15 protein-coding genes are annotated in these 22056 nt (G+C 64.8%); 1 reads left to right on the top strand and 14 read right to left on the bottom strand.

The features are described 5' to 3' along the window. Positions 1-286: 286 nt before the first annotated feature. Positions 287-2815 carry an excinuclease ABC subunit UvrA gene (gene uvrA, locus CAF78_RS25705; protein ID WP_085679548.1) on the bottom strand — a complete coding sequence of 843 codons (2529 nt, stop codon included), beginning with the start codon at positions 2813-2815 and terminating at the stop codon, positions 287-289. A 126-nt stretch (positions 2816-2941) separates the two neighbouring features. Between uvrA and CAF78_RS25710 the strand changes: the two genes are divergently transcribed. After that, positions 2942-3235, top strand: a complete 294-nt coding sequence (locus CAF78_RS25710; protein WP_085679551.1) for a hypothetical protein — start codon at positions 2942-2944, stop codon at positions 3233-3235. Positions 3236-3237: 2 nt separating this feature from the next. Here the strand turns inward: CAF78_RS25710 and CAF78_RS25715 are convergent, their stop codons facing one another. The 13 genes from CAF78_RS25715 to tssE form a co-directional block, all read right to left on the bottom strand. Next, positions 3238-4221 carry a T6SS immunity protein Tli4 family protein gene (locus tag CAF78_RS25715; RefSeq protein WP_143515123.1) on the bottom strand — a complete coding sequence of 328 codons (984 nt, stop codon included), beginning with the start codon at positions 4219-4221 and terminating at the stop codon, positions 3238-3240. Further along, positions 4218-5315 carry a type VI secretion system protein TssA gene (gene tssA, locus CAF78_RS25720; RefSeq protein WP_085679557.1) on the bottom strand — a complete coding sequence of 366 codons (1098 nt, stop codon included), beginning with the start codon at positions 5313-5315 and terminating at the stop codon, positions 4218-4220. The genes CAF78_RS25715 and tssA overlap by 4 nt, the downstream gene beginning before the upstream one ends. A 95-nt stretch (positions 5316-5410) precedes the next feature. Next, a complete protein-coding gene (locus CAF78_RS25725) occupies positions 5411-5929 on the bottom strand; it encodes a type VI secretion system tube protein Hcp (RefSeq protein ID WP_085679560.1) in 519 nt (172 codons plus the stop codon). A 144-nt stretch (positions 5930-6073) separates the two neighbouring features. Beyond that, on the bottom strand, positions 6074-8566 hold the full coding sequence (gene tssM / locus CAF78_RS25730) for a type VI secretion system membrane subunit TssM (RefSeq protein WP_085679563.1): 2493 nt from the start codon (positions 8564-8566) through the stop codon (positions 6074-6076). Continuing rightward, positions 8563-9471 (bottom strand): type VI secretion system-associated protein TagF, encoded by a 909-nt coding sequence (gene tagF / locus CAF78_RS25735; RefSeq protein WP_085679567.1) that lies wholly within the window; start codon positions 9469-9471, stop codon positions 8563-8565. Before tagF ends, tssM begins: the two co-directional genes overlap by 4 nt. Further along, positions 9468-13271, bottom strand: coding sequence for a type VI secretion protein IcmF/TssM N-terminal domain-containing protein (locus tag CAF78_RS25740; RefSeq protein ID WP_085679570.1), 3804 nt, complete (start codon positions 13269-13271; stop codon positions 9468-9470). Before CAF78_RS25740 ends, tagF begins: the two co-directional genes overlap by 4 nt. 30 nt (positions 13272-13301) lie before the next feature. Then, positions 13302-14018 carry a type IVB secretion system protein IcmH/DotU gene (icmH, locus tag CAF78_RS25745; protein WP_085679573.1) on the bottom strand — a complete coding sequence of 239 codons (717 nt, stop codon included), beginning with the start codon at positions 14016-14018 and terminating at the stop codon, positions 13302-13304. Continuing rightward, the gene (gene tssK, locus CAF78_RS25750) at positions 14015-15358 is read right to left on the bottom strand and encodes a type VI secretion system baseplate subunit TssK (RefSeq protein ID WP_085679576.1); all 1344 of its coding nucleotides are present in this window, start codon (positions 15356-15358) and stop codon (positions 14015-14017) included. Before tssK ends, icmH begins: the two co-directional genes overlap by 4 nt. Then, positions 15355-16077 (bottom strand): type VI secretion system lipoprotein TssJ, encoded by a 723-nt coding sequence (tssJ, locus tag CAF78_RS25755; protein ID WP_085679579.1) that lies wholly within the window; start codon positions 16075-16077, stop codon positions 15355-15357. The genes tssK and tssJ overlap by 4 nt, the downstream gene beginning before the upstream one ends. Positions 16078-16101: 24 nt before the next feature. Then, positions 16102-18699, bottom strand: coding sequence for a type VI secretion system ATPase TssH (tssH, locus tag CAF78_RS25760; protein ID WP_085679582.1), 2598 nt, complete (start codon positions 18697-18699; stop codon positions 16102-16104). Continuing rightward, positions 18696-19766, bottom strand: coding sequence for a type VI secretion system baseplate subunit TssG (gene tssG / locus CAF78_RS25765; RefSeq protein ID WP_085679585.1), 1071 nt, complete (start codon positions 19764-19766; stop codon positions 18696-18698). Before tssG ends, tssH begins: the two co-directional genes overlap by 4 nt. Beyond that, complete coding sequence (gene tssF, locus CAF78_RS25770; RefSeq protein ID WP_085679588.1) at positions 19730-21550, bottom strand: type VI secretion system baseplate subunit TssF; 1821 nt, start codon at positions 21548-21550, stop codon at positions 19730-19732. The genes tssG and tssF overlap by 37 nt, the downstream gene beginning before the upstream one ends. Next, entirely contained in the window at positions 21550-22032 is a 483-nt protein-coding gene (gene tssE / locus CAF78_RS25775) for a type VI secretion system baseplate subunit TssE (RefSeq protein ID WP_085679592.1), read from the bottom strand. The genes tssF and tssE overlap by 1 nt, the downstream gene beginning before the upstream one ends. Positions 22033-22056: the final 24 nt, after the last annotated feature.

The following is a 22056-nucleotide window of genomic DNA, read 5'->3' on the forward strand; positions in this document are numbered from 1 at the left end:
CCAGTTTGAAGGTGTATCGGGAAGGCAGACTTAGCGCCTGCCCACCCTGATATGTGCGTTGGTCGGGTGGAAGCGAAAGACAGTTGGCTCCTACGTTTGCTTCGGGCCAATTATTCCTGAGGATTTTCGCGCGAACGCCTTGGCGCATGGCGCGATATCGCGTCGTACCAACAAGGCGGTCGCGCGCGCCTGGCACAGGCGTTACTGGCCGGAAACAAACGTAGGAGCGAGCGCAGCTCGCGATGCGCCGCGCGGGCGGCGCTCGATCTCCCAGGCGCTGCAAATCTCAAGGCATACCCTTCAATGCCCGGGCGAGAAACGCGGCAGTGCGGCTGTCAGCACACCCAGCCACCACTTGCGGCGTGCCACTGACCACTACCTGGCCGCCGGCATCCCCAGCCCCCGGCCCGATGTCGATCACCCAGTCACTCTGCGCCACCACGCGCATGTCGTGCTCGACCACCACCACACTGTGCCCAGCCTCGACCAACCGGTTGAGCTGCACCAGCAAGCGGTCGATGTCCTGTGGATGCAGCCCGTTGGTGGGCTCGTCCAGCACATACAAGGTCGCCCCACGGGCCACGCGCTGCAGCTCGGTGGCCAGCTTGATCCGCTGCGCCTCGCCGCCGGACAGTTCGGTCGCCGGCTGGCCCAGGCGCAAGTAGCCCAGGCCGATGTCCTGCAGCACCTGCAGGCAACGCCGCGCCGCCGGCTGCTCGGCGAACACCCCAAGCGCCTGCTCGACCGTCAGTTGCAGCACCTGGGCGATGTTCATGCCCTGCCACGTCACCGCCAGGGTCTCGGGGTTGTAACGTGCGCCATGGCAGGTCGGGCAGGGCGCGTAGACGCTGGGCATGAACAACAGTTCGACGCTGACGAAGCCTTCACCCTCGCAGTTGTCGCAACGGCCCTTGGCCACGTTGAACGAGAACCGCCCGGCATCGAAACCGCTGGCCTTGGCCTGCTCGGTGGCGGCGAACAGCTTGCGCACATGGTCGAACAACCCGGTGTAGGTCGCGAGGTTGGAGCGCGGCGTCCGGCCAATGGGCTTCTGGTCCACCTGCACCAACCGCTTGATGCTGTCGAGCCCCGCGCTGACACGCCCGGCGCTGAACTGTTCGGGTTCATCCTCAAGGCTTTGCTCTTCAGGTTCGGCCCGTTGCTCGGCATGGCCGAGATGGGCACCGACCAGCTCCAGCAGGGCCTGGCTGACCAGGCTCGATTTGCCCGAACCGGAAATACCGGTGACCGAGGTGAAGCAACCCAGCGGAAAGCGCGCGCTGAGGTTGTCGAGGTTGTTGCGGGTGATGCCTTCGAGTGCCAGCCAGTCGTGCGGCTGGCGTGGCGTGTGTGCGTGACGCTGCTGCTCGGCGAACAGGTAGGCGGCGGTGCGCGAGGCTTCGACCTGCGCCAGTCCAGCCGGTGGGCCGCTGTACAGCACCTGCCCGCCGTGCTCGCCGGCTGCCGGGCCGACGTCCACCAGCCAGTCGGCGCGGCGCATGGTGTCCAGGTCGTGCTCTACCACATACACCGAGTTGCCGGCCTGCTTGAGCCGCTGCAAGGCATCGAACAACGCTTCGCTGTCGGCCGGGTGCAAGCCCGCCGAGGGTTCGTCGAGCACGTAGATCACCCCGAACAGCTGTGAATTGAGCTGGGTGGCCAGGCGCAGCCGTTGCAGTTCGCCAAACGACAGCGTCGGCGTGCTGCGCTCCAGCGCCAGGTAGCCCAGGCCCAGGTCGATCAGGGTGTCGATGCGCTCCAGCAATTCATTGGCGATGCGTTGCGCGGCCAGGCGCTTTTCCAGGGTCAGGTTGTCATCGTGCTGCTCCAGGTAGCCTGGCGCCGCGACCTGGCGGAACACCTCGGCCAGCGCCTGCAATGGCAGCCGCGACAGCTCGCCGATGTCGCGCCCGGCAAAGGTCACGTCCAGCGCTGCACGCTTGAGCCGCTTGCCCTGGCACGACGGGCACGGGCTGGGGCGCATGTACTGCGACACGCGCTTGCGCATCTGCGCGCTCTGCGAGTGCATGAAGGTATGCAGCACGTAGCGCCGGGCACCGCTGAACGTTCCCTGGTAACTCGGTTCCAGTTTGCGCTTGAGTGCGGCGCGGGTCTGCGCCGGGGTCAGGCCGGCATACACCGGCACGGTGGGCGTCTCTTCGGTGTAGAGGATCCAGTCGCGCTGTTCCTGGGGCAGGTCACGCCAAGGGATGTCGACGTCATAGCCCAAGGTCACCAGGATGTCGCGCAGGTTCTGCCCCTGCCAGGCCATCGGCCAGGCCGCAACGGCACGCTCGCGAATAGTCAGTGAAGGGTCGGGGACCATGGTCGCTTCGGTCACTTCATAGACCCGGCCCAGCCCATGGCACTCCGGGCAGGCGCCTTGCGGGGTATTGGGCGAGAAGTCTTCGGCGTACAGCATCGGTTGCCCGGCCGGGTAGCTGCCGGCGCGGGAGTAGAGCATGCGGATCGAGCTGGACAGGGTGGTGACGCTGCCTACCGACGAGCGCGCGCTGGGCGTGCCGCGTTGCTGCTGCAGGGCCACGGCCGGCGGCAGGCCTTCGATGGCGTCGACGTCCGGCACGCCGACCTGGTCGATCAGGCGCCGGGCATAGGGCGCGACCGATTCGAAGTAGCGGCGCTGGGCTTCGGCGTAGAGGGTGGAGAAGGCCAGTGACGACTTGCCCGAGCCAGACACGCCGGTGAACACCACCAGCGCGTCGCGGGGGATGTCGACGTCGACGTTCTTCAGGTTGTGCTCGCGGGCGCCACGGACGCGGATGAAGCCTGTTGGGGTGGTGGGGCGTGGCGACATGGCGCAGTCCTTGGCGGTGGGGAGCGCTCACGTTAACAGCATTTTCAACGGCAGGCGCGACCGGGCATGGTTTGTGGCGGGGGTGCTTCTGGGTAGACTGTGCCTTTTCAAGGAGCACTGCCCCGCATGACGCCTTTTGTTACCCGCTTGCCGCGCTGCCTCGGTTTTACCTCCCTCGCCATCGCCGTAGTCGGTGTGCTGTTCTCGCTCTATACCGCCTTCGAGGTAAATGGCTTTACGCCATTTCTGAGCAGCAACCACCCAGCCATTTGGGGCCTGGTGTTCTTCTTGCTGACTAACATGATTACCTCGGTATTGAATGCTCTGGTCTGGGTGTGTGGGTACCGGCCCAAGTGGTTCAGTTGCACCGTTGCCGTGCAGTTGCTGGTGACCATCGGCTTGCTGTTGTTGGACGGGTAACGCTACAGGCGTCTCAAGCTGCTGGTCAAACGATCCCAGAACTGCAGGGCTTGCGCGTCATTCATGAATCCCGGGCCGCTGTCCACGGTGCTGAGTTCGAGTACGGTGTAGGGCTCCAGGCTGGAATCTGGCGTGCCGGGGTATTCGAGGCGGAAGGCGTAGACGTTTTTGCCCTCGGCTCTGGACCTGATCAGCAGTTCGTCGAACATCAGGCCTGCTACTTCTTTTCGCGTCTTCCTCAATACAGTTGAGCGAGTGATGAGCTTCATCAATAGCGGCATGACGAAGCCCGACGTTCTTTGCTCATATCGCGCGATCAGCCCAGGCTCCGGCCGGCCTATGACTCGGGTGTCGAATGTCAAGTGAATGCCCGGAATCGAAGTCACCGGAAGGCCGATGGAAACTTGCTCGTTGAACTTGTCGATCGGTAGCTTCATGTAGCCATTTTCGATGGCAAACGTGTTTGTTGGTGGTGGATCGGAGAGGCTTCGGAAATGAATGTAAGAGTTCACTTCACGAGCCAGACTGGTGGCTTTGTTCAATGATGGGAGATCTATCATGTCTACTTTCTGGCGGTAGAGCATGTTTTTGTCGGTCAGATAAAATATGTCAAAATCATAATATCTATCTTTCGATACCACGATGGCCCCACCGCCATCCAGGCGAATGGTTTGGTCATAGGCGGCATATCCAAATTTCTGCATTTTTTTGAGGCCTGCAATGCGCTCGTCAAGATGCTTGTCGATGTCCTGCCTGCCATCGTGGCTGATCAGCTCGATTCTTTCGCCTATCACGTCGTAGGCTGACCAGATGCCGCTGCCGTCCGTGGGGGCAGTGAAGGTATACCTGCCAAAATAATACGCTTGATCGTCGCTGGGCATGGGCGGAGTCTGACTAAGCGAACAGGCACTCAAGGCAGCAACGAAGGTGCTGCCTAGAAGTAGCCATCTGGCTATTGTCGACTCTTTGAGCAGCGCCGATTTCATGACCTTGGCTCGCGGGTACCCAGTACATCGCGAATGTTGTCCACGACATTGCTGTCCTTGATTACATCGCTCAGCCAGCCTTCCAGCGGCATGTTGCCCCACTTGATGGCGCGCTCGATCAGGTACGGCACCGGGCTTTGCGGTTCGCTCTGCTTGAAGAACTGGGCAATGCCCGCGAGCATGGTGAAGGCCTCGTCGCGAGTCAGTGGCGTGGTGCGCATGGACGCGGGCGCGGTGGCCTGGGCGGGCGTGTTCATCGGTTCACCTGCTTCGCTGATTGGGGCAACGGTGGCGACGGGGTCTGCGACTGGCACGACCGCCGGGTGCAACTCGACGCCGCGGTCCTTGAGCAGTTTCTCGGCCAGCTGGCTGGCGCGCGACAGCATGTCGGCAAGGCTGGCGAAGCTTGGGGCTTCGTGGCCGAACAGGCGGTCGGTACTGGCTTGCAGGCGGTTGCAGGCCTGCAGGCTGGCGGCAATCTGCAAGGCCTTGGTGCGCAGGTGCTCGGTGTCGCTGAGGGCCACCGAGCGCTGGAAGATCTCGGCGTTGATCTTGCCTTCGTTCAACGCGGTCTGCATCGCCTTGGGGTTCTGCAAGGCGAGGTTTTCTACATGGCGTGATTCGTCATAGCGCAGTACGCCGAAATTCTGCCCTTGGGTGATGGGCAAGCCACCGGCAATGTCGGTAAGCGTGGTCTTGAGCCAGGAAAGGCGCGCGGCGCGCTCGTCCAGGCCGTCTTCGAGCGACGGGTAGACGCTGTCCCAGAACGTGTCGAGGATGCGTTCGGTCAGCTCGAGGCCGAAGCTGATACCTTCGAAATGCTCGCGCTGGGCCAGGCCTTCGCTGAGCCAGGCGACCAGCATCAGGTCCTTGCTCTGTTGCGCCAGCCCCTGGGCCGAAAGCTGGACGACCTGCTCCCAGTCGGCGGTTTTCAGGTCGGTCTGCCAGTCGCCCTGGGTCAGGTAGTCAGGGTCTGCCCGGCGTGCCTCCTTGATCTGGTCGAACAAGGCGGAGAAGCTCAAGTCTTCGCCACTGCCACCGTCGATCGGTGCGGCCAGCTCGGCCAGCGAAAGGTCGTTGAGGATTTCAGGCATATCACACTCTGATCAGGGGAGGGGAGCGGCGTGCCGGGCAAGCCGGCACGCTGCGGAACATGGGCCGCCTGCGCGGCCCATGGGCAAGCAAGTGCTTAGGCGAACACTTTGTTCGCGGTGCGGTCCCAGCCACCGACGATGTTGCCGCCAGCCTGGCCGTCGGTACGGTTCTGCTGGGTGTAGGTGGTCTTGATGCGGGCGAAGTTGAAGCTGATCTCTTCGATCGGCAGGTCGCTCACGGCCTTGTCTTCACCGCCCTGGTTGCCACCGGCGACGAACTTGACCGACGACACCACGACTTCTTCCATGTCGATGGTCAGGTAGGTGACCTTATCGCCACCGGCACGGTTGACGTTCAGCTTCAGCTTGGCGATGTGCTTGCCGGTGCAGCAGTGTTCGAACAGCTTGGCCGAAGCCTTGTCGACTGCCTTGCGGATCTTGAAGTCGCTCAGGGCAACACGCTCGGAGGACGCACCGCCCGAGGAGCTGGCGGTAGCCGAGGTAGCTTGGGTGGCGCCGTACTCGTAGCCCAGCACTTCGATCCAGTCCTTGTGTTTTTCATCCAGTACTTCGCCTGGGATGCCGTCGATTTGGATATACGCGTCAAAAGCCATTGTGAAACTCTCCATTAACATCATTTGAAGGGTTGCTCATGCACCCCTTGGTTTTGACCTCGCCGAACACGTCGGCCGAGGTAGCTTGCCGCCCTCCGGGCCTCCTCCTGTGAGGCCCAGGTGGCCGGTTCTTGCGGCGCGGCCTCAGTTGAGCCCGCGCACTTCGATTTCTACCCGGCGGTTGGGCTCAAGGCACTTGATCAGCTGCGCTCGCGGCTGCTGCATGTCGCAGTTGACCAGCGGCTTGCGGCTGCCTTCGCCCTGGGCGACCACCAGTTCGGCGGGCACGCCCTTGCCCACCAGGTAGGTGCGGATGGTCTGCGCCCGTTGTTTCGACACCTGCAGGTTGCCCTGGCTATCGCCGAGCTGGTCGGCGTGGCCGGAGATGACGATCTTGCCGATATTGGGCGTGTTCAGCAGTTTGCTGGCGATCGCGCTCAACTGGTTCTGGCCCTCGTTCTTCAGGCTCTGGAAGTCGGCGCGGCCGAAGGCGAACAGCGTGTCGGACTCCAGCGTGATGGTCTCGATCGAGCGCAGCGACTGGGCACGCAGGCTGTCGATGTAATTGCGCGAACTGGACATCAGGAACGCGTTGTCGAGGATGCGTGGCACGTCCGGCTCACGGATCTGGTCGCTGTAGAAAGTGATCTGGCGGCTGGCGTACAGGTAGTCCTGGTTGCCACTCTCGCTGCCGGCCACAGCCAGGCTCTTGCCGGTTTGGCGGGCGATGGCCGGGTACCAGTAGTCCGGCAGGCGTGCCTTGAGGAAGGCCGGGTCGGCCTTCTCGCGCTGGGCCGGGGATAGCATCACGTAGGTGTCCAGGGTCGCCTTGCCGAAGTCGGCGATGGATTGCGCGCGGTTGTCATGGGGCAGGGCCTCGGCCTCGACGCTGTCGACACCGCTCACCGGCTGCAGCTCGCGGGCGTTGCGCTGGTAGACCTTGAGCGTGGTCAGCAGGTACAGGGTGCGGGTCAGGTTGTCGGCCGTGGGCTTGAGCATCACGTTCTGAAGGGTGGCGAAGTAGCGATTGCGCAGGATCGGCTCCACCTCATGGCCCTGGTACAGGCCCAGGCGCATGCCCAGCGGCACGCCCTGATCGTGGTGCTGCTGATAGTAGTGCGCGGTCCAGAAGCGCAGGCGGTCAAGGCTGCGCCAGGCGGTGTACTGGCCGCTGGCGGCCTTGTCTTCGGCCTTGGCCTGGGCCAGTTCGCTGGCAATGCTGGCCAGGGTGGCGCGGTTGTTCAGGTACGACCAACCCCACAGGCTGCACAGCACCAGGCCCGCCAGGCTGGCAGCGGCCACCCAGGCGCCCTTGCGCCGGCGTTCGCGGTGGTTGCTGGTGTACAGCGCCACCAGGTGCTGGTCGGGGATGATCACCTTGCGGAACAGGCTGTTGATGAACAGCGGCGCCGGTTGGCTGCCGGCACCCGCGGCGTCGGCGTCCTGTTCGAGGGAGAAGCGTTCGGCCACATGCTGGCCGTGGCTGCCCCATTGGGCCTCGTCAGCCTCCAGTGCGGCGGTGAAATAGAAGCCACGCAGCATCTCGGCATGCTGATACGGGTTGGCACGCAACAGGCTGTCGACGAACTGCTGCAGGCGCGGCTTGAGCGCTGCCAGCTCCAGCGGGAAGCGGTAGGCGGCGTTGTTCTGCAGGGTCACCTGGATGTCCTGCTGCACCAGTTGCTGGCTCGCCACCTGCTGCCAGTAGCCGGTCAGCTCGTCCATCGCCCTGCCAAAGCGCTGGCCCCAGTCGGCCTGCTCAAAGCCCTTGTGCGAGAAGGTCTTGCCCATCACCTCGCCGCGCGCGGCGTCATCCAGCTGGCGGTAGAACGGGGTGAAGCCGGGGATCAGGTCGCACTTGGTGAACACCAGGTAGATCGGCAGGCGCACTTCCAGCAGCGCGCAGCTTTCCTGGATGCGTTCGCGCAGGCGCTTGGCCACGCGTTCCTGGTCTTCGGCCGAGCCATGCAGGATGTCGGTGATGCTGACGCTGACGATCAGGCCATTGAGCGGGCGGCGCTGACGGTGCTGGCGCAGCAGCTGCAGGAAGCCGCGCCACTTGCCGGCTTCTTCGGGGCTGTTCATGTAGCGCCCGGCGGTGTCCAGCAGTACCGCTTCGGAGCTGAAGAACCAGTCGCAGTTGCGCGTGCCGCCCAGGCCCGACACCCGTGCGCCTTCACGCTCGGCATAAGGGAAGTTCAGGCCCGATTGCAGGATCATGGTGCTCTTGCCCGCCGCCGGCTGGCCGATCACCAGGTACCAGGGCAGGGCGTACAGAGCATCCTTGGCAGCGCTACCGCGCTGTTTGTTGCTGTGCAGGCGCTCGATGCTCTGCAGCAGGCGTTCGCGCAGCAGGCTGATTTCCTCGCGGTCGGCCGGTACGGCGTTGAGCACGGCCTGGTCGGCATCGTCGCGCAGCAGGCCTTCGAGGTTGTGGTGCTGGCCGGCACCGCGGTACAGCAGCAGTACATAGCCCGCCGACAGCAGCAGGAACACGCCGATGCCCGCCAGCAGGCTGTGCAGCGAAGCGAAGCCCAGGGCGCGGCCGATGGCCCAGACCAGGAAAATCGCCAGAAAGAACGCCACCCCCAGCAGGTAGGGTTGGTAACGCAGGCAGTAGTACTTGATCTTGTTCATACAGGCGTCGCATCCAGCGCATCGACGAACTGGTCGATGACGTGTTCAAGAGGTCGGTCGTAATCGTGTGCGCGCGGCACCGCAGCCAGCGGGCTGAGCAGTTCCAGGTGCTGCTGCGTTTCGGCGCAGCCACTGAGCAGGCGATAGGCACTGCTGGCGTGGCGCGACGGGAAGCAGTAAAGGCGCGGGTGCATGAAGTCGTCGGCCAGCAGGCTCACCGCCGGCACGCTCGGTTGCCCGCTCATGCGCGTCAGCCAGGTCAACCAGAGGTCGGCCGTGGGGTTTTTCAGGCCGCGTTCGGCCGGCAGCGGCAGTTCGATGCCGCCTTCGAAGTCGCCGTGCAGCGTGGTCCGGCTGGCCTGCAGCCGCGCCAGTGCGGTGGCACTGTCGAAGCCCGGCCAGGAGCCGTGCAGGGCGCGGGCGACGTCTGCGAAGCTGTAGTCGTGGAGGAACTTGGCGTGCACACGGCGGAACAGGTCGAGGTCCTGGGCCTGCAGCGGGCGCAGGGCCTTGATCCGTTCGAACAGGCTGGCGCAGTCGGCGCCTTGCACTGCCTGGTGCAGCAACGGCTTGATCTGAGCGCTGAACAGCTCACCGAGGGTGAACGGGTTGACCAGCGCCGCGCCTTCCTCGCCCTTGAGCAACTGGAAGATGAAGAACGGGTAGCGCCGCTGGCTGGCGTCACGTGAGCTGAGCAGGCCACCGAGCAGCCAGTTGCCGTTGCGCGCACGGTAGTTGAACAGGCACATCGGCAGCGCGTCGAACAACGCCTGCCAGTCCTCGCGGTGGCGCATCGCCGCCAGCGAAGACTGCAGCCAGGCGTCGAACTCGCAGACTTCCTCCGCCGCGCCATGCAGGCTGACGAAGTCTGCGCTCGACGGCAGCTTGCCGAAGCAACCGATCATTGCGCGCCCCTGTCGTTGAGGGCGCTGAGGGCCTTGACGTCACCCAGGTCGGTCAGCTTTACCCCACCGAAGTTGCGCACCACCAGGCTCACCCGGCCGTTGGCGGTGTTCCAGCTGAAGCGCTGCTGGATGCCGTCGAGGTCTTCGACCCGGGCGCTTTCGTTCATGCGCAGCAGGCCCCAGCGCCCCGGGAAGTCGAACACGGTGACCCGTGCGCCGCTCAGGGTGACCACGTCCAGGCGGGCGCCAGGCGCGTTGCTGGTGCCCGGCCAGGCAAAACGGTTCCAGCTGCTGCGACCGTTCCGGTAGTGCTGTTCCTGGCCGTCGAGGGTGAACACGATGTCAGTAAAGTTGGCCGATGGGTCGAGCATGATCTCGAAACCGTTGTCACGGTCCGACAGGCTGGCGATCACCTGGCCCACGGAGCTGGCCTTGTCGATGCTGTTGAGCATGCGCGGGTTGACCAGCGCCGGTCCCTTGCCGTCGCCGGCACCCAGGCCTTCACCGCCGGCCAGGTTGCCGATCTCGTTGCGCTTGAAGGCTGGCAGCAGGCCGCTGTCAGGGTCGACGAAGCGCTGCAGGTCTTTCACCGATGCCTCGTTGCGGCTACCGCCAGCAATCGGGTAGCGGTGCGCCATGACCTGTTCCCACGGTTTGGCAATCTGCTGTGCCCAGGCTTTGGCGATCTGCTGGCCGGCTGGGTCGCGCAGGGTCGCCCAGGCGTACTGGATCGGCAGGCTGAACAGCCCCTGCAGCGAGCGCGACAGGCCGTCCTGGCTGGTGTCGATACTGCTTTCCACGTAGTTGCGCACGGTGGTGACTTCGCTCGGCTGGCCTTCCAGGGTTTCGCTGATCAGCTGCTTGCTGCTCTTGCCCACATCCTGCGAGCGCTGGATGTTGTTCATGCGCACCTTGAGCTTGCGCAGCGCAGCCAGGTAGCGGTCCATGATGGTGCTGTCGGCGCCTTCGGCATTGTTCTCGGCAAACACCCGCGCCACCGGCTCGAAGCGCTTGGCCAGGCTGCCGTCATCGACCGCCGGCAGTACCGGGGCGACGTTGACGGGGAGGGCGTCTTTGCTGTCGATCAGGCCGGAGACCTTGCTCCAGAAGCCGTCCTCGCGGGTGGCACCAGGGGTCGGGATGGCGTGCTTGACCGGCAGGTCCCACTGGGTGTTGTCGTTGACCGCCGCCAGCAGGTTCTTCACCGGCGAGTTCTGCACATCACTGAGCAGGCCCAGTTGCTGGGTGGCCGAGGCCAGGTCGGCAAAATGACGCACGCCGACGCTGCTGACCATCTTGTACCAGGCCTGGGTGTAGTCGCGCTTGTAGCGGGTCATGAACTCGCGAACGAAGTTGGCCTTCTGCACGATGGCATCGCCGCCTTCGCCGTCCAGTACCCAGTCAGACTCGTTGCGCAGGTTGCCTGATACCAGCTTGATCAGCTCGGGCTTGACGAAGGTGTCCCAGCCCTGACGGGTGTAGATCGCTGGCACGCCGGCAGAGCCATACAGCAATGCGCGCCCCGGTTGCGGCACCAGGTCATTGAGGCTCAGCGCCGGGAACTGGCGGCTCGATTCGAGCTGCAGGCGCAGGTATTCGCGATCGACCAGCGAGCTGGAGATCATGAACGCCTTGAGGTTTTCCCGGGTTTCGTTGATCAGCTGCTCGTTGCGTGGCAACGACGGTGCTTCGCCTTGTTCCAGCAACTGCACGTACAGGGGGGCGTTTTCTTCGATCACGCCGGCATCGGCCGGGGTGCCTTCACCGGCGGCGCTGGCCCAGGCCTGCGGCAGGCTGGCGGCGACGAAGGCGGCGTCTGGATGGGCCTTGGGCTCGGTCAGCAACAAGTAGAGCTTGAGGGTGTTGTAGGCATCGATGATCGACGCCACTTGCTGTTCGTCCAGGCGCCCGAGCATTTCCTCGGACAGCGACAGGCCACCGGTGGTGGCCGACAGTTCGGCGGCATCGCTGGCGGTGGCCAGGTTGACCTTGGCTGCATAGGCGCCGGCGCGGGTGTTGCCCAGCGCGGCCTGGGCCCTGGCGGCAACGGCGGGTGCCAATGGCTTGCCGTTGCGCTTCTTCGGTTGCGGCGCGGGGGTGAACTCCAGTTCCTGGTTGATGCCGCTGGCGAAGGTGTTGAAGGCGCGCATCTGCACTTGCAGGCTGCGGGCGATCGGCTCCAGCGCCTGGCTGCGCAGTTGCGTCAGGTAAGCCGTGCGGGTTATCTGGTGGATGGCCTCGCCATGGTACAGGCCGGCGCTCAATGGCAGCGGCACACCTTGCAGGCGATGGGCCTCGACGGTGGCCATTTGTTCGCGCAGCACTTCCAGGCCCTTGCCGGCGGCCAGCAACTGCTCGCGGTCTTCGGCCTGCTCGATCTGCGCCAGTTGCCCGCGCAGGCTGTAAAGCCACTGGCGGTTGTTGGCGAACGACAGCGCCTGCCAGCCGATGAACAGCACGCCGGTGGCTGCCGCCAGGCCCAGCAGCAGCGGGCTGAATGCACGCTGGCGGCCCATGCGCGACTGGAACAGCGTCAGGTCACGATCGGGGAAGATCACCCGGCGGAAGGTATCGGTAATGAAGTAGCTGCGGTTACCCGCGGCCTTGCTGGCGTTTTCAGTGCCGTCATCATAGGCGAGCTTCAGGGCGAACTCGTCGGCGATGGCATCTTCGTAGACCTGCCCAAGGTGCTGCTCGGTCTGCAGGGCACTGGTGAAGTACAGGCCGCGCAGCAGCAGCGGGGCGCCGCCGCGGTGGCCGTGGGTGAAGTGTTCGAGGAACTGTTCGAGAATGCCGCTCAGTTCGGCGAAGTACTGTGGGAAGTTCAGCAGGGTGCTGTCAGCCTCGGCGCCAAGGGCGATCATCTGCGCGTCGACGTGCTGGCGAACATGGCCCTGGAGGTTCTTCAGGCGCGTCTGCAGCACGGCATGCAGGCCATTGTTGCGGATTTCCGAAAGGCCGAAGGTCATGCCCAGCGGCTGCTGGCGTTCGTGCAGGTCGAGGCCGTCGAAGGCCTGGTTGAAGCCCGGCAGCTGGTCGGTCTTGCTCAGCATCAGGTAGATCGGCGGGTTGGCGCCAAGGCACTCGGCGTACTCTTCCACCCGCGCCGCCAGTTGGGCGGCCCAGGCAGTGCGTTGTTCGCTATTGGCAGCCAGCAGTTCGGGCAGGCTCACCACCAGCACCAGGCCGTTGATCGCGGCCTTGCCACGCTGCTTGCGCAGCATGCGCAGGAAGGCCGAGAACTCGCTGGCCGACTGGTCGTCGCGCAGGTAGCGGCCGGCAGTGTCGATCATCACCGCGTCAGGGCTGAAGTACCAGTCGCAGTGCTGGGTGCCGCTTTCACTGTCGCTGGCCGTGGCGATGCTGGCCGACAGGCCCGAATGGGTCAGCAGCGAGGTCTTGCCGGCGGCCGACATGCCGATCACCAGGTACCAGGGCAGGTCGGACAGCGCCGCCTTGCCGCCACCGCCGGCGGAGCGGTCGGTGCGCAGCATGGCGATGGCGTGCTTGAGGCGCTCGCGCAGCACCTGCTGGTCACGGAATTCGCCGGTGGCATTCCACGAGCGGTCGACCTCCATCTGCAGGAGGTTCTCCAGGTTGTGCTCGGCGCGGATGCGCTGGTACTGGCGCAATACGATCACCAGCAGGAAGCAGGCGCTGATGATCGCCAGCGCTTCGGGCACGTGATGGCGCAGCCACGGCACCAGCGGCGCGACCAGCCAGCAGATCAACAGGCTCGCCAGCCACAGCAGTGGCAGGAGAATCCAGAAACTTTTCAACAGACGCAGTAATGTTTTCATGTCTTCCTGACTCGGCTACCTGAGGTGTGCTCAGGCACTGAACAGCTGGCGGATTTGTTCGGAAAGCGCAGCGACGTCCTTGTCCAGCAACCAGTCGAGCGTCAGGTACACGGCGACGCAGACCAGCGCGATCAGCGCCAGGTACACCCACAGCGGCACCTCGTGGCGCAGCATCTGCGACACCTGGTCGGGCAGCGCCCAGTCCGGTGACAGGGCCTTGGGCGCCTTGCGGTAGCGGGCGATGTCCTGGCCGAGGGTGTTGGCCAGGTAGCGCAGCTGGTCCTTCTGGCCGACGCTGAACTTGCCTTCGAAGCCCAGTGCCAGGCACAGGTGGTACACCTCCAGCACGTCGATGTTCTGCTTGACGTCGGCACGCAGTGCGTCGACCTTCTCGTAGAAGCCTTCGCCGGCAAGGTGCACACCGAAGTAGCGGAACTGCAGCGGCTGCAGCTCGAAGTGCCGGCGCAGTTCGTTGTCACCCGAGCGCAGCACGCTTTCATCGAGGAACGCGCACAGGGCGTACTGGGTGTCCTTGACCTGCTCGACGCTGTAGTTGGCGGCACGGGCATCGCGTTCGAGGTTGGCGAAGAAGCGCTCGACGCTGCCTTCGAAGGCCTGCACCGAGGTGACCTGGCGGCCACGGCGCACGATCAGCGCCATGCTGATGAAGTCCTGGACCAGGTCCTTGAGCGTCGGTTTGTCGTTGGCGGCCGCGACGGCGCCCTGTTGCAGTACGGCTTCGGTCATTTGAGCACCGCCATCAGTTCAAGCTTGAGGTTGGTAAAGGCGCTGGGCGCGTAGAAGCAGATGGTCTGGGCATTCATCATTCGCTCGTACACATGGCCGTGGGGCTCGATGGCGAAGTACTGGTTGTCCAGGCGCACCGGGATCGCGTTCGGCAGGCGTGCAGCGTGGTTGAGGGTGACGCCAGGCATGGCGCTGTTGACCACCACCTCGATGTCTTCCGGCGAGCCGACCTTGAAGGCCCGCGGCACCAGCTCCAGCAGGCTGGCACCGGGCATGTCGGCGTGCACCGCGATATAGAAGTCGGCTTCGACCAGGCGCGGGTCGCGCAGCTTGCCCTGCCAGTGCCCCGGTTTGGTCAGGGTCAGGTCGATGACGATGCACTGGTTGGGCACGACGTTGTCGAGCATCACCCGGATCATTTCGTCGAGCTTGACCAGCGACGCCGCCGGGTCATGGTGATCGTACTCGGGGATATCGCTGAGCTGGGTGTCCAGGCTGAAGGTCAGCAGGCCGCCAGCCAGGTCGGCGAGGAACAGGTACAGGCGCTCCGGGTGCAGGCGCGGGTGGGCCAGCAGGTGAGCGAGCTGCGGGTGGGCCCGGTTGACGGTGTTCAGCAACCAGAACAGGGTGACGTCGCTGGAACCGAACTCGGCGATCTGGTCGGCGCGCTCGCGGCGCCGGCCCGACAGCGCCTTGTTCTTGGCCTGCAAGGCGCCCAGCAAACGCTTGCCGATGCCGGCCAGGGTCTCATGGCTGCCCAGGTGCAGGGTCGGGTGAACGAAATGCGGGTCGAGGCTGAAACCGCCCATGCTGTTGCGCGTTAGCTGGGCCAGCGGGCAATGGCTGTAGCCGTCCAGGTTGTCACCGTCGACCAGCAGCACCACGTTCAGGCGCAGGCTGGTGATCTCGTTTTCCAGCTCGCCTTCGTTGAGGTCGGGCAGGGTGTCGAACTGCTTGCGAAAGCGCCGGGCGGCCTTGTGCTCATGGCCATCCTCGACGTAGTTGAGGCCGAACGGCTCGGGCAGCTTGAGCGCGGCATAGACCTTCAGGTCGTTGGCCTTGAGCAGGTCCTTGAGGTCACGCGCGGCCGGCAGCGGGTCGTGCTGCGGGGCGTCGTACAGGCTGCCATCGGGAAACACCAGCTTCAGGCGCTTGAGCTGCAGCGAACCGTTGGCCAGGGCATCCTCGTCCACCTGCAGCGTCTGCACACCCCAATGGAACGGGGTGCCGCGCAGGGTAGCCTCGGCCAGCTGGTGCTGGTGGAACTCATCCTGGTACTGGAAGTGCTGGGGCAGCAGGAACATGCCTTCCGACCACATCACCCGGCTCTGCTTGCTCATTTGACGCTATCCACTAAAGAGTTGAGGGTTTTATCTGCCGCGTTCTGCGCCGACCGGCCGGCAACATCGGTGGCCTTGTCGAGCACCGCGTCCTGCACCTTGTCGGTGAGGGTCGGTTCGGCTTCCTTGGCCTTCTGTGCGGCCGCCAGCTGGTCTGCGGTCGGCGGCTTGTTCAGTACGTCGACGCCGCGCATGGCGCTGATTTCGGTCTTGTCCACCAGCACCCGCAGGCCGTCGGAGGAGAACCAGATGCCGTCCTTGCGCAGCGAGTTGGCGTCGAAGGCGACTTTCCAGCGCGCGTCCTGTTCGTCACGGAAGAACGCCGCCACACCCACGTAGCGCGCGCTCTTGGCCAGCGGCCACTGGTCGATTTGGCCGATGCCCGGCAGCAGGGTGATCTCGCGGGCTTCCACCAGGGTGTTGCCGAGGGCCTTTTCCGGGGTGTCCCAGAGGGTCTCGGCATCGGTGGCGGCGAAGCGTTCGAGGTCGGTCAGCTGGTACACGCGCATCACCACCGACAGCGGTTTGCCCTCGACATCGGGGTTGAGCTGGTTGCCGCCGTCGGACGTCAGGATGACCTTCTCGCTGTCGGCCAGCATGTCGGCCGCCCAGCTGTCATCCATGCGTTTGCCGATACGGTCGGTGACCCCGCAGCCGGCCAATGCCAGCAGCAGGGCGGCGGTGGTCAGGCGCTTGAGGGCGGTGGGCTTGTGGTGCATGACGGCTAAACCTCCTTGTACGGTTCAGGCCAGGCGATAGGCGAAATCGCCATCGCTGCCCAGCTCGATCGCCAGGCGCTCGATCGGCGCGTCCTGGGCCATGCGCTCGAGTACGCGCTGGGCGAGTTCGGGCATCAGGGTCTGGGACAGAATGTTGTCGATGTTGCGCGCACCGCTGTCGACCTCGGTGCAGCGCGCGGCAATGGCCTTGACCAGCGCCTCGTCGTAGCTCAGTTCGGCCTGGTGGTTGCGGGCGAAGCGCTTGGCGATGCGTTCGAGCTTGAGGGCGACGATGCGCTCGAGGATCTGGTCCTGCACCGGGTAGAACGGCACGATGCTCAGGCGGCCGAGGAAGGCCGGCTTGAACACCTGGTTGAGCTCGTCGCGCAGGCCTTCGACGATGGCGGCCGGCGTCGGCAGTTCGGCGGCGTTCAGGCAGGTCTGCATGATGCGCTCGGTGCCGGTGTTGGAGGTGAGGATGATCACCGTGTTGCGGAAGTTGATCTCGCGGCCCTCGCCGTCGTCCAGCACGCCCTTGTCGAACACCTGGAAGAACAGTTCGAGCACGTCGGGGTGGGCCTTTTCCACCTCGTCGAGCAGCACCACGCTGTACGGCTTGCGGCGCACGGCTTCGGTCAGCACACCGCCTTCGCCGTAGCCGACGTAGCCGGGTGGCGAGCCCTTGAGGCTCGACACGGTATGCGCCTCCTGGTACTCGGACATGTTGATGGTGATCAGGTTGCGTTCACCGCCATACAGGGTGTCGGCCAGGGCCAGGGCGGTTTCAGTCTTGCCGACGCCGCTGGGGCCGAGCAGCAGGAACACGCCGATCGGCTTGTTCGGGTCTTCCATGCGCGCGCGGGAAATCTTGATGCGCTTGCCGATCTCGTGCAGGGCGTGGTCCTGACCCAGCACGCGCTCGCCGAGCAGGGCTGGCAGGCGCTGCACGGTGTCGATCTCGTCACGCAGCATCTTGCCCAGCGGGATGCCGGTCCAGCCGCTGATGACCTGGGCGATGGCGCCGCTGTCGACCAGCGCGTGGACCAGTGGCTGGTCGCCTTGCACGCGGGCCAGTTCGCTGCGCAGGGCGTTGAGCTGCGCGGCGTCGGCGTCGTTGGCGGCATCCAGCGCCTTTAGCTGTTCGACCAGCGCCAGCTCCTGCTGCCACTGCTCGTTCAGTTGCTGTTCCTGCTGTTGCTCGCTTTGCAGGGCCGCCTGCAGCTCACCGAGGCGGCGGGCGTGGTCGTGGCCCTTGCCGGCTTCGTGGCCGAGCACGGCGATTTCGGCCTGCAGGTTGTCGATCTGCCGGCGGCAGTCTTCCAGCGCACCGGGCTGCGACGACTGCGCCAGGGCGATGCGCGCGCAGGCGGTGTCGAGCACGCTGACGGCCTTGTCGGGCAGCTGGCGGCCGGTGATGTAGCGGCTGGACAGGCGCACCGCCTGCACCAGCGCTTCGTCCATCACCGCCACCTTGTGGTGCTCGCGCATCTTGCCGAGCAGGCCACGGAGCATGTGAATGGCCTTGTCTTCGTCAGGCTCTTCGACCTTGACCACCTGGAAGCGGCGGGCGAGGGCGGCGTCCTTCTCGAAGTACTTCTTGTATTCGGCCCAGGTGGTGGCGGCGATGGTGCGCAGCTCGCCACGGGCCAGGGCCGGCTTGAGCAGGTTGGCGGCATCGTTCTGCCCGGCCTGGCCGCCGGAGCCGATCAGGGTGTGGGCTTCGTCGATGAACAGGATGATCGGGTGCAGGCTGCGCTTGACCTCTTCGATCACGGCCTTGAGGCGGTTCTCGAACTCGCCCTTGACCCCGGCACCGGCCTGCAGCAGGCCCAGGTCGAGGGTGTGCAGGGCGACGCCCTTGAGTACCGCTGGCACGTCACCCTGGGCGATGCGCAGGGCCAGGCCTTCGACCACGGCGGTTTTACCGACCCCGGCTTCACCGGTGAGGATCGGGTTGTTCTGCCGGCGGCGGGTGAGGATGTCGACCATCTGCCGCACCTCGAACTCGCGGCCCAGCACCGGGTCGATGCGGCCTTCACGGGCGCTCTGGGTGAGGTTGACGGTGTACTGGTCCAGCGCCGGGGTCTTGCCGCCGGCCTTGGTGTTGCTGGCCACCGGTGCTGCCGGGCTGGCAAGGGCGCTGGCCTGTTTCGATTCGGCGCTGCCTTCGACCAGGGCGGCGAGGTTCAGGCGCAGGTCGTCGGCGTTGATTTTCTCAAGCTCAGGTGCCGAAGCGACCACCACGCGGCGCAGTTCGGCATCGTCGAGCAGGGCCTGCAGCAGGTGAGCGCTGCGCACCTGGCCGACGCCGTACTCGATCGAGGCCAGCAGCCAGGCCTGTTCGATCATGCGGGTGATGTGCGGCGACAGCGCCGGGGTGCGGGTGTTGCCTTTCTTGAAGGTGCCCAGGGCGGTAACCAGCTGCGCCTGCAGGCGCTCGGCGACCACGTCGTAGTGGCGCAGGATCGGTGCCAGGTCGCTGTCGTCGTTGTCGAGCAGCTGCAGCAGCAGGTGCTCCACCTCGACGTCGTAGTGGTGCTCCGACAGGCACAGGGCCGCCGCGCTTTCGGTGGCCGTGCGGCTGGTTTCGTTGAGCTTGGCGAACAGAGACTTCAGGTTCACAAGGCGACCCCATCGTAAGGAATGTGGAAAACGGCGCAACGCGAAGGCTCCGCGTCACGGCCAGGGCGTTTGAGCCAGCCCAGCCAGCCCAGCGCGACATTGCCGCTGCGGCCCAGCTGGGCGCGTGGCACGGCCTCGCGCTTGAGGCGCGGGGCGATTTCGAAGTCCAGCTCGGCGCCTATATAGAAGCGCACCAGCTCGACCAGCTTGCGGTAGCACGCGGTACCCGGCTGGAAACGCTGGTAATCGGCAAGGCTCAGCGGGCCCAGTTCGATACGGATGCTCGACTGGTAGTCCCAGACCCGGTTGCCGGCGACCGCACTGTGGCCCAGCTGCGCGTTCTTGCGCCCCAGCTGGGTACATTGCTCGGGCTGCAGGTTCAGCCAGCGCCCGGCGAACTGCTTGGCCTTGATCGGCAGCGAAAAATAGAAGCCGAGCATCACTTCGAGATTGAGCGCGTTGCGTGGCTTCTGGCTGAGCAGCCCGGCAAAGTAGCTGAACAGCTCGCGGCGCAGCGCCGACGGCTGTTCTTCGAACTTGAGCTTCTGCGCACGCGGGCCCAGGCCGACCAGGTTGAGCAGATAGCCATCGAAGCCCGAGGTGCCGTTGCGCTCGTGCTCGATATGGAATTTGTACTTCTGCCAGGCCTCGTAGAACAGCGTGGTCATGCGGTGCGAGAAGATGTCGAGAAACGCATGGGCTGCATCGTCGCGGTACTGCACGTGGCGCTCGAGCAGCAGCTCGGTGTACGGGCGCGGCAGCACGCCCGAGGGCCCGACCAGGCCCATGAAGGTGACTTGCACCTCCGACAGTGGCAGGCCGGCCGCAGATACCTTGCCTTCGCGCTCGAAGTGCAGGTCGCTGACCTCGCTGGCCGGGAACGCCAGCGACAGCTGGGTGCGAAAACGCAGCGGGTCTTCGTGCGGCCGGGTTGCCAGGTCCATGCGCCCGGTACGGCTGTAGTGCAGGCGGAGCAGGCGCACCAATTGAAAGAATTCGAATCGGTGCGGCTCGGCTCGGGCCTGATCGATCAGACCAGGGGCTGATCGCCAGTGCGTGCTGGCCATTGGACGATTCTCTTTTCTCGTTGTTGGGAGCGCAGGCTCAGTTGGGTGAAACTGTTCATCGAGCAGTACTGGCCGAAGAAGTGGTCCAGCACCATGCCGAACAGGAACACGCCGCTGCCGGTGAACTGGCTTTCGTCAAGGGTCAGGGTGATGCCCACGCCCCGCACGAAGTTCGGCCGTGGGTGGCCGATGCGCGCGACCACCGGCTCGCTGCTGATCGCCTTGATGCCGTTGATCTGTTTGCGAATGGCCGAGACATTGCGGTAGTTGTACAGCGACAGCAGCTCGAGCAGCACTTCGCGGCCCTGGCTGACCAGCGACAGGTGGTTCAGCGACAGGTGCGAAATCAGACGCCAGATCAGGCCCTTGCCCAGCGGCACGCGCACGGTGGCGGTCGGTTTGCGCAGGCAGCGGATATCCTTGATCACCGAGTTGGCCGGGAAGTTGAACTCACCCCGGTCGCCACCGAACGGCAGCATCAAGGGCACATCGCGGTTGCTGCAGGTGAGGCCGATGCTGAGGGTGTCAGTGCTGGCGTCGATCAGTTCCAGGTCACGGTCGACCACGCGGATGCTCATGGCCGTGGCGTCGCCCTGGTTGCGCCGCCGGGCGATCCAGAAGCTGGTGTGCGGGTCTTGCTCGCCACGCGGCTCGAAGAACGGCTGGCAGGTGGCGACCTGGTCGATGCCGCCGATCTTGCGCACCCGCCGCACGCGGTCGATCGACACCACTTCGGCAGCATTGTGCAGCCGGGTGTCGGGGATGACCGGGTATTCGTGCTGGGTGTGGGTCAGCTTGATCGGCTCGGCCTGCTGGCGGAACAGGTTGATGATCGGCGTGCAGTTGAGCTTGAAGTTGTTGCGCCCGATGTTCTGGCTCAGCCGCGCCAGGCGCTCGCTGAGGTCGTAGTCGCTGAAGTAGAAGTTGACCTCGACCTCTTCGATCGCCTTGCCCTGCAGGATGCGGGCAAAACCACTGAGGTCGAAGAACATGAATTTGTCGGGGAAGGTGAAGTACTCGTGCAGCAGGCGGTAGCCCAGGAACGAGCGCTCGGAGTAGTCCACCAGGCCTTCGTCGCGGGCATAGCCCACGGCCTTCAGGGCTGTGGCCGGCAGCGCGACTTCGCGGCTGCGGCCTTCGTCCTGGAAGCTCAGGGTGGCTTTGGCCAGGTTGTTGAACAGCAGCTCGTACAGCTGCAGCATCAGCGTCGCTTCGCCGTCGAGGAAGAACCGCAGGCGGTCGATTTCCATCTGGCCGAACAGCGCATCGCTGGTGGCTCGCAGGCGGATGCGCAGGCGTGCCACCAGCGATGCGCTGTGGCCATTGAACGCCGAACGCTCCATCTCTGCGAACGAGGCCTGTTGCACGCTGATCGGCCACAGTTCTACCGGGTAGCAGGTGCGGAACTTGCAAACCACGCCTTCCACGGCATTGGCCTGCATCTCGGTGTGGCGCGCCACGCGGTAGGCCTCGGTGACCTTTTCATGCTTGCCCAGGCTCAGCTCGGCGATCGACATCGACGGCGTAGGGCGCAGGTAGTGCGGGTACAGCACCTCAAGGAAGGATTCGACGATTTCCGGAAACTCGTCATCGAGCTTTTTGTGCACCCGCGCAGACAGGAACGAGAACGCCTCGATCAGGCGCTCGGTGTGCGGGTCTTCGCAGTTGTCACCCTCGATCAGCAGCCGCGAAGCAATCTTCGGGTACTGCGCGGCAAACTCCTGGCCGAGGAAGCGCAGGTGCGACAGTTCCTTTTCGTAGTAGGGCAGCAGTTCGTCGAGCATCAGTTGAGGTTCTGCACTTTGTATTCCTGGGTGTTGACCTGCAGCACGGCGTCGAACGACACCTGGCGGCTGATGTCCTGCAGACGCAGCACGGCGTCCACGCGGAAGGTCAACATGCGGTGGCCGTTTTCCTGGGCCAGCAGTTGCACTTGCACCCGGCGGAAACGCCGGTCGCCGGTGCTGATCGCCCGCTCCAGCTGTTGCTGGATGAGCCGGCGATCATGGGGGTCGAGCACGCTGCGGCTGATGAAGTCGGGCATGCCGTATTCAAGGATGGAACCACCGAGCTGCTTGAAGCCGTCGAGTTCCTCGGCGACCAGGGACTGGCGGGTATTCACCAGCACCTCGAGGTCGCGGACGATGCTCGCCTTGTACTCGGCCAGCGAACAGGTGCGCTGCGCAGCCGCTTCGGCCGACTGGTACGGACGGTCGTCCAGCAGTCGGTCGAGCAGCGAGGGCAGCAGGCGGGCCTGATTACTCATGTGTCATCCCTGTACACAGCGGCC

It is taken from the genome of Pseudomonas sp. R28(2017) (genome assembly GCF_002112505.1).
GTDB lineage: Bacteria > Pseudomonadota > Gammaproteobacteria > Pseudomonadales > Pseudomonadaceae > Aquipseudomonas.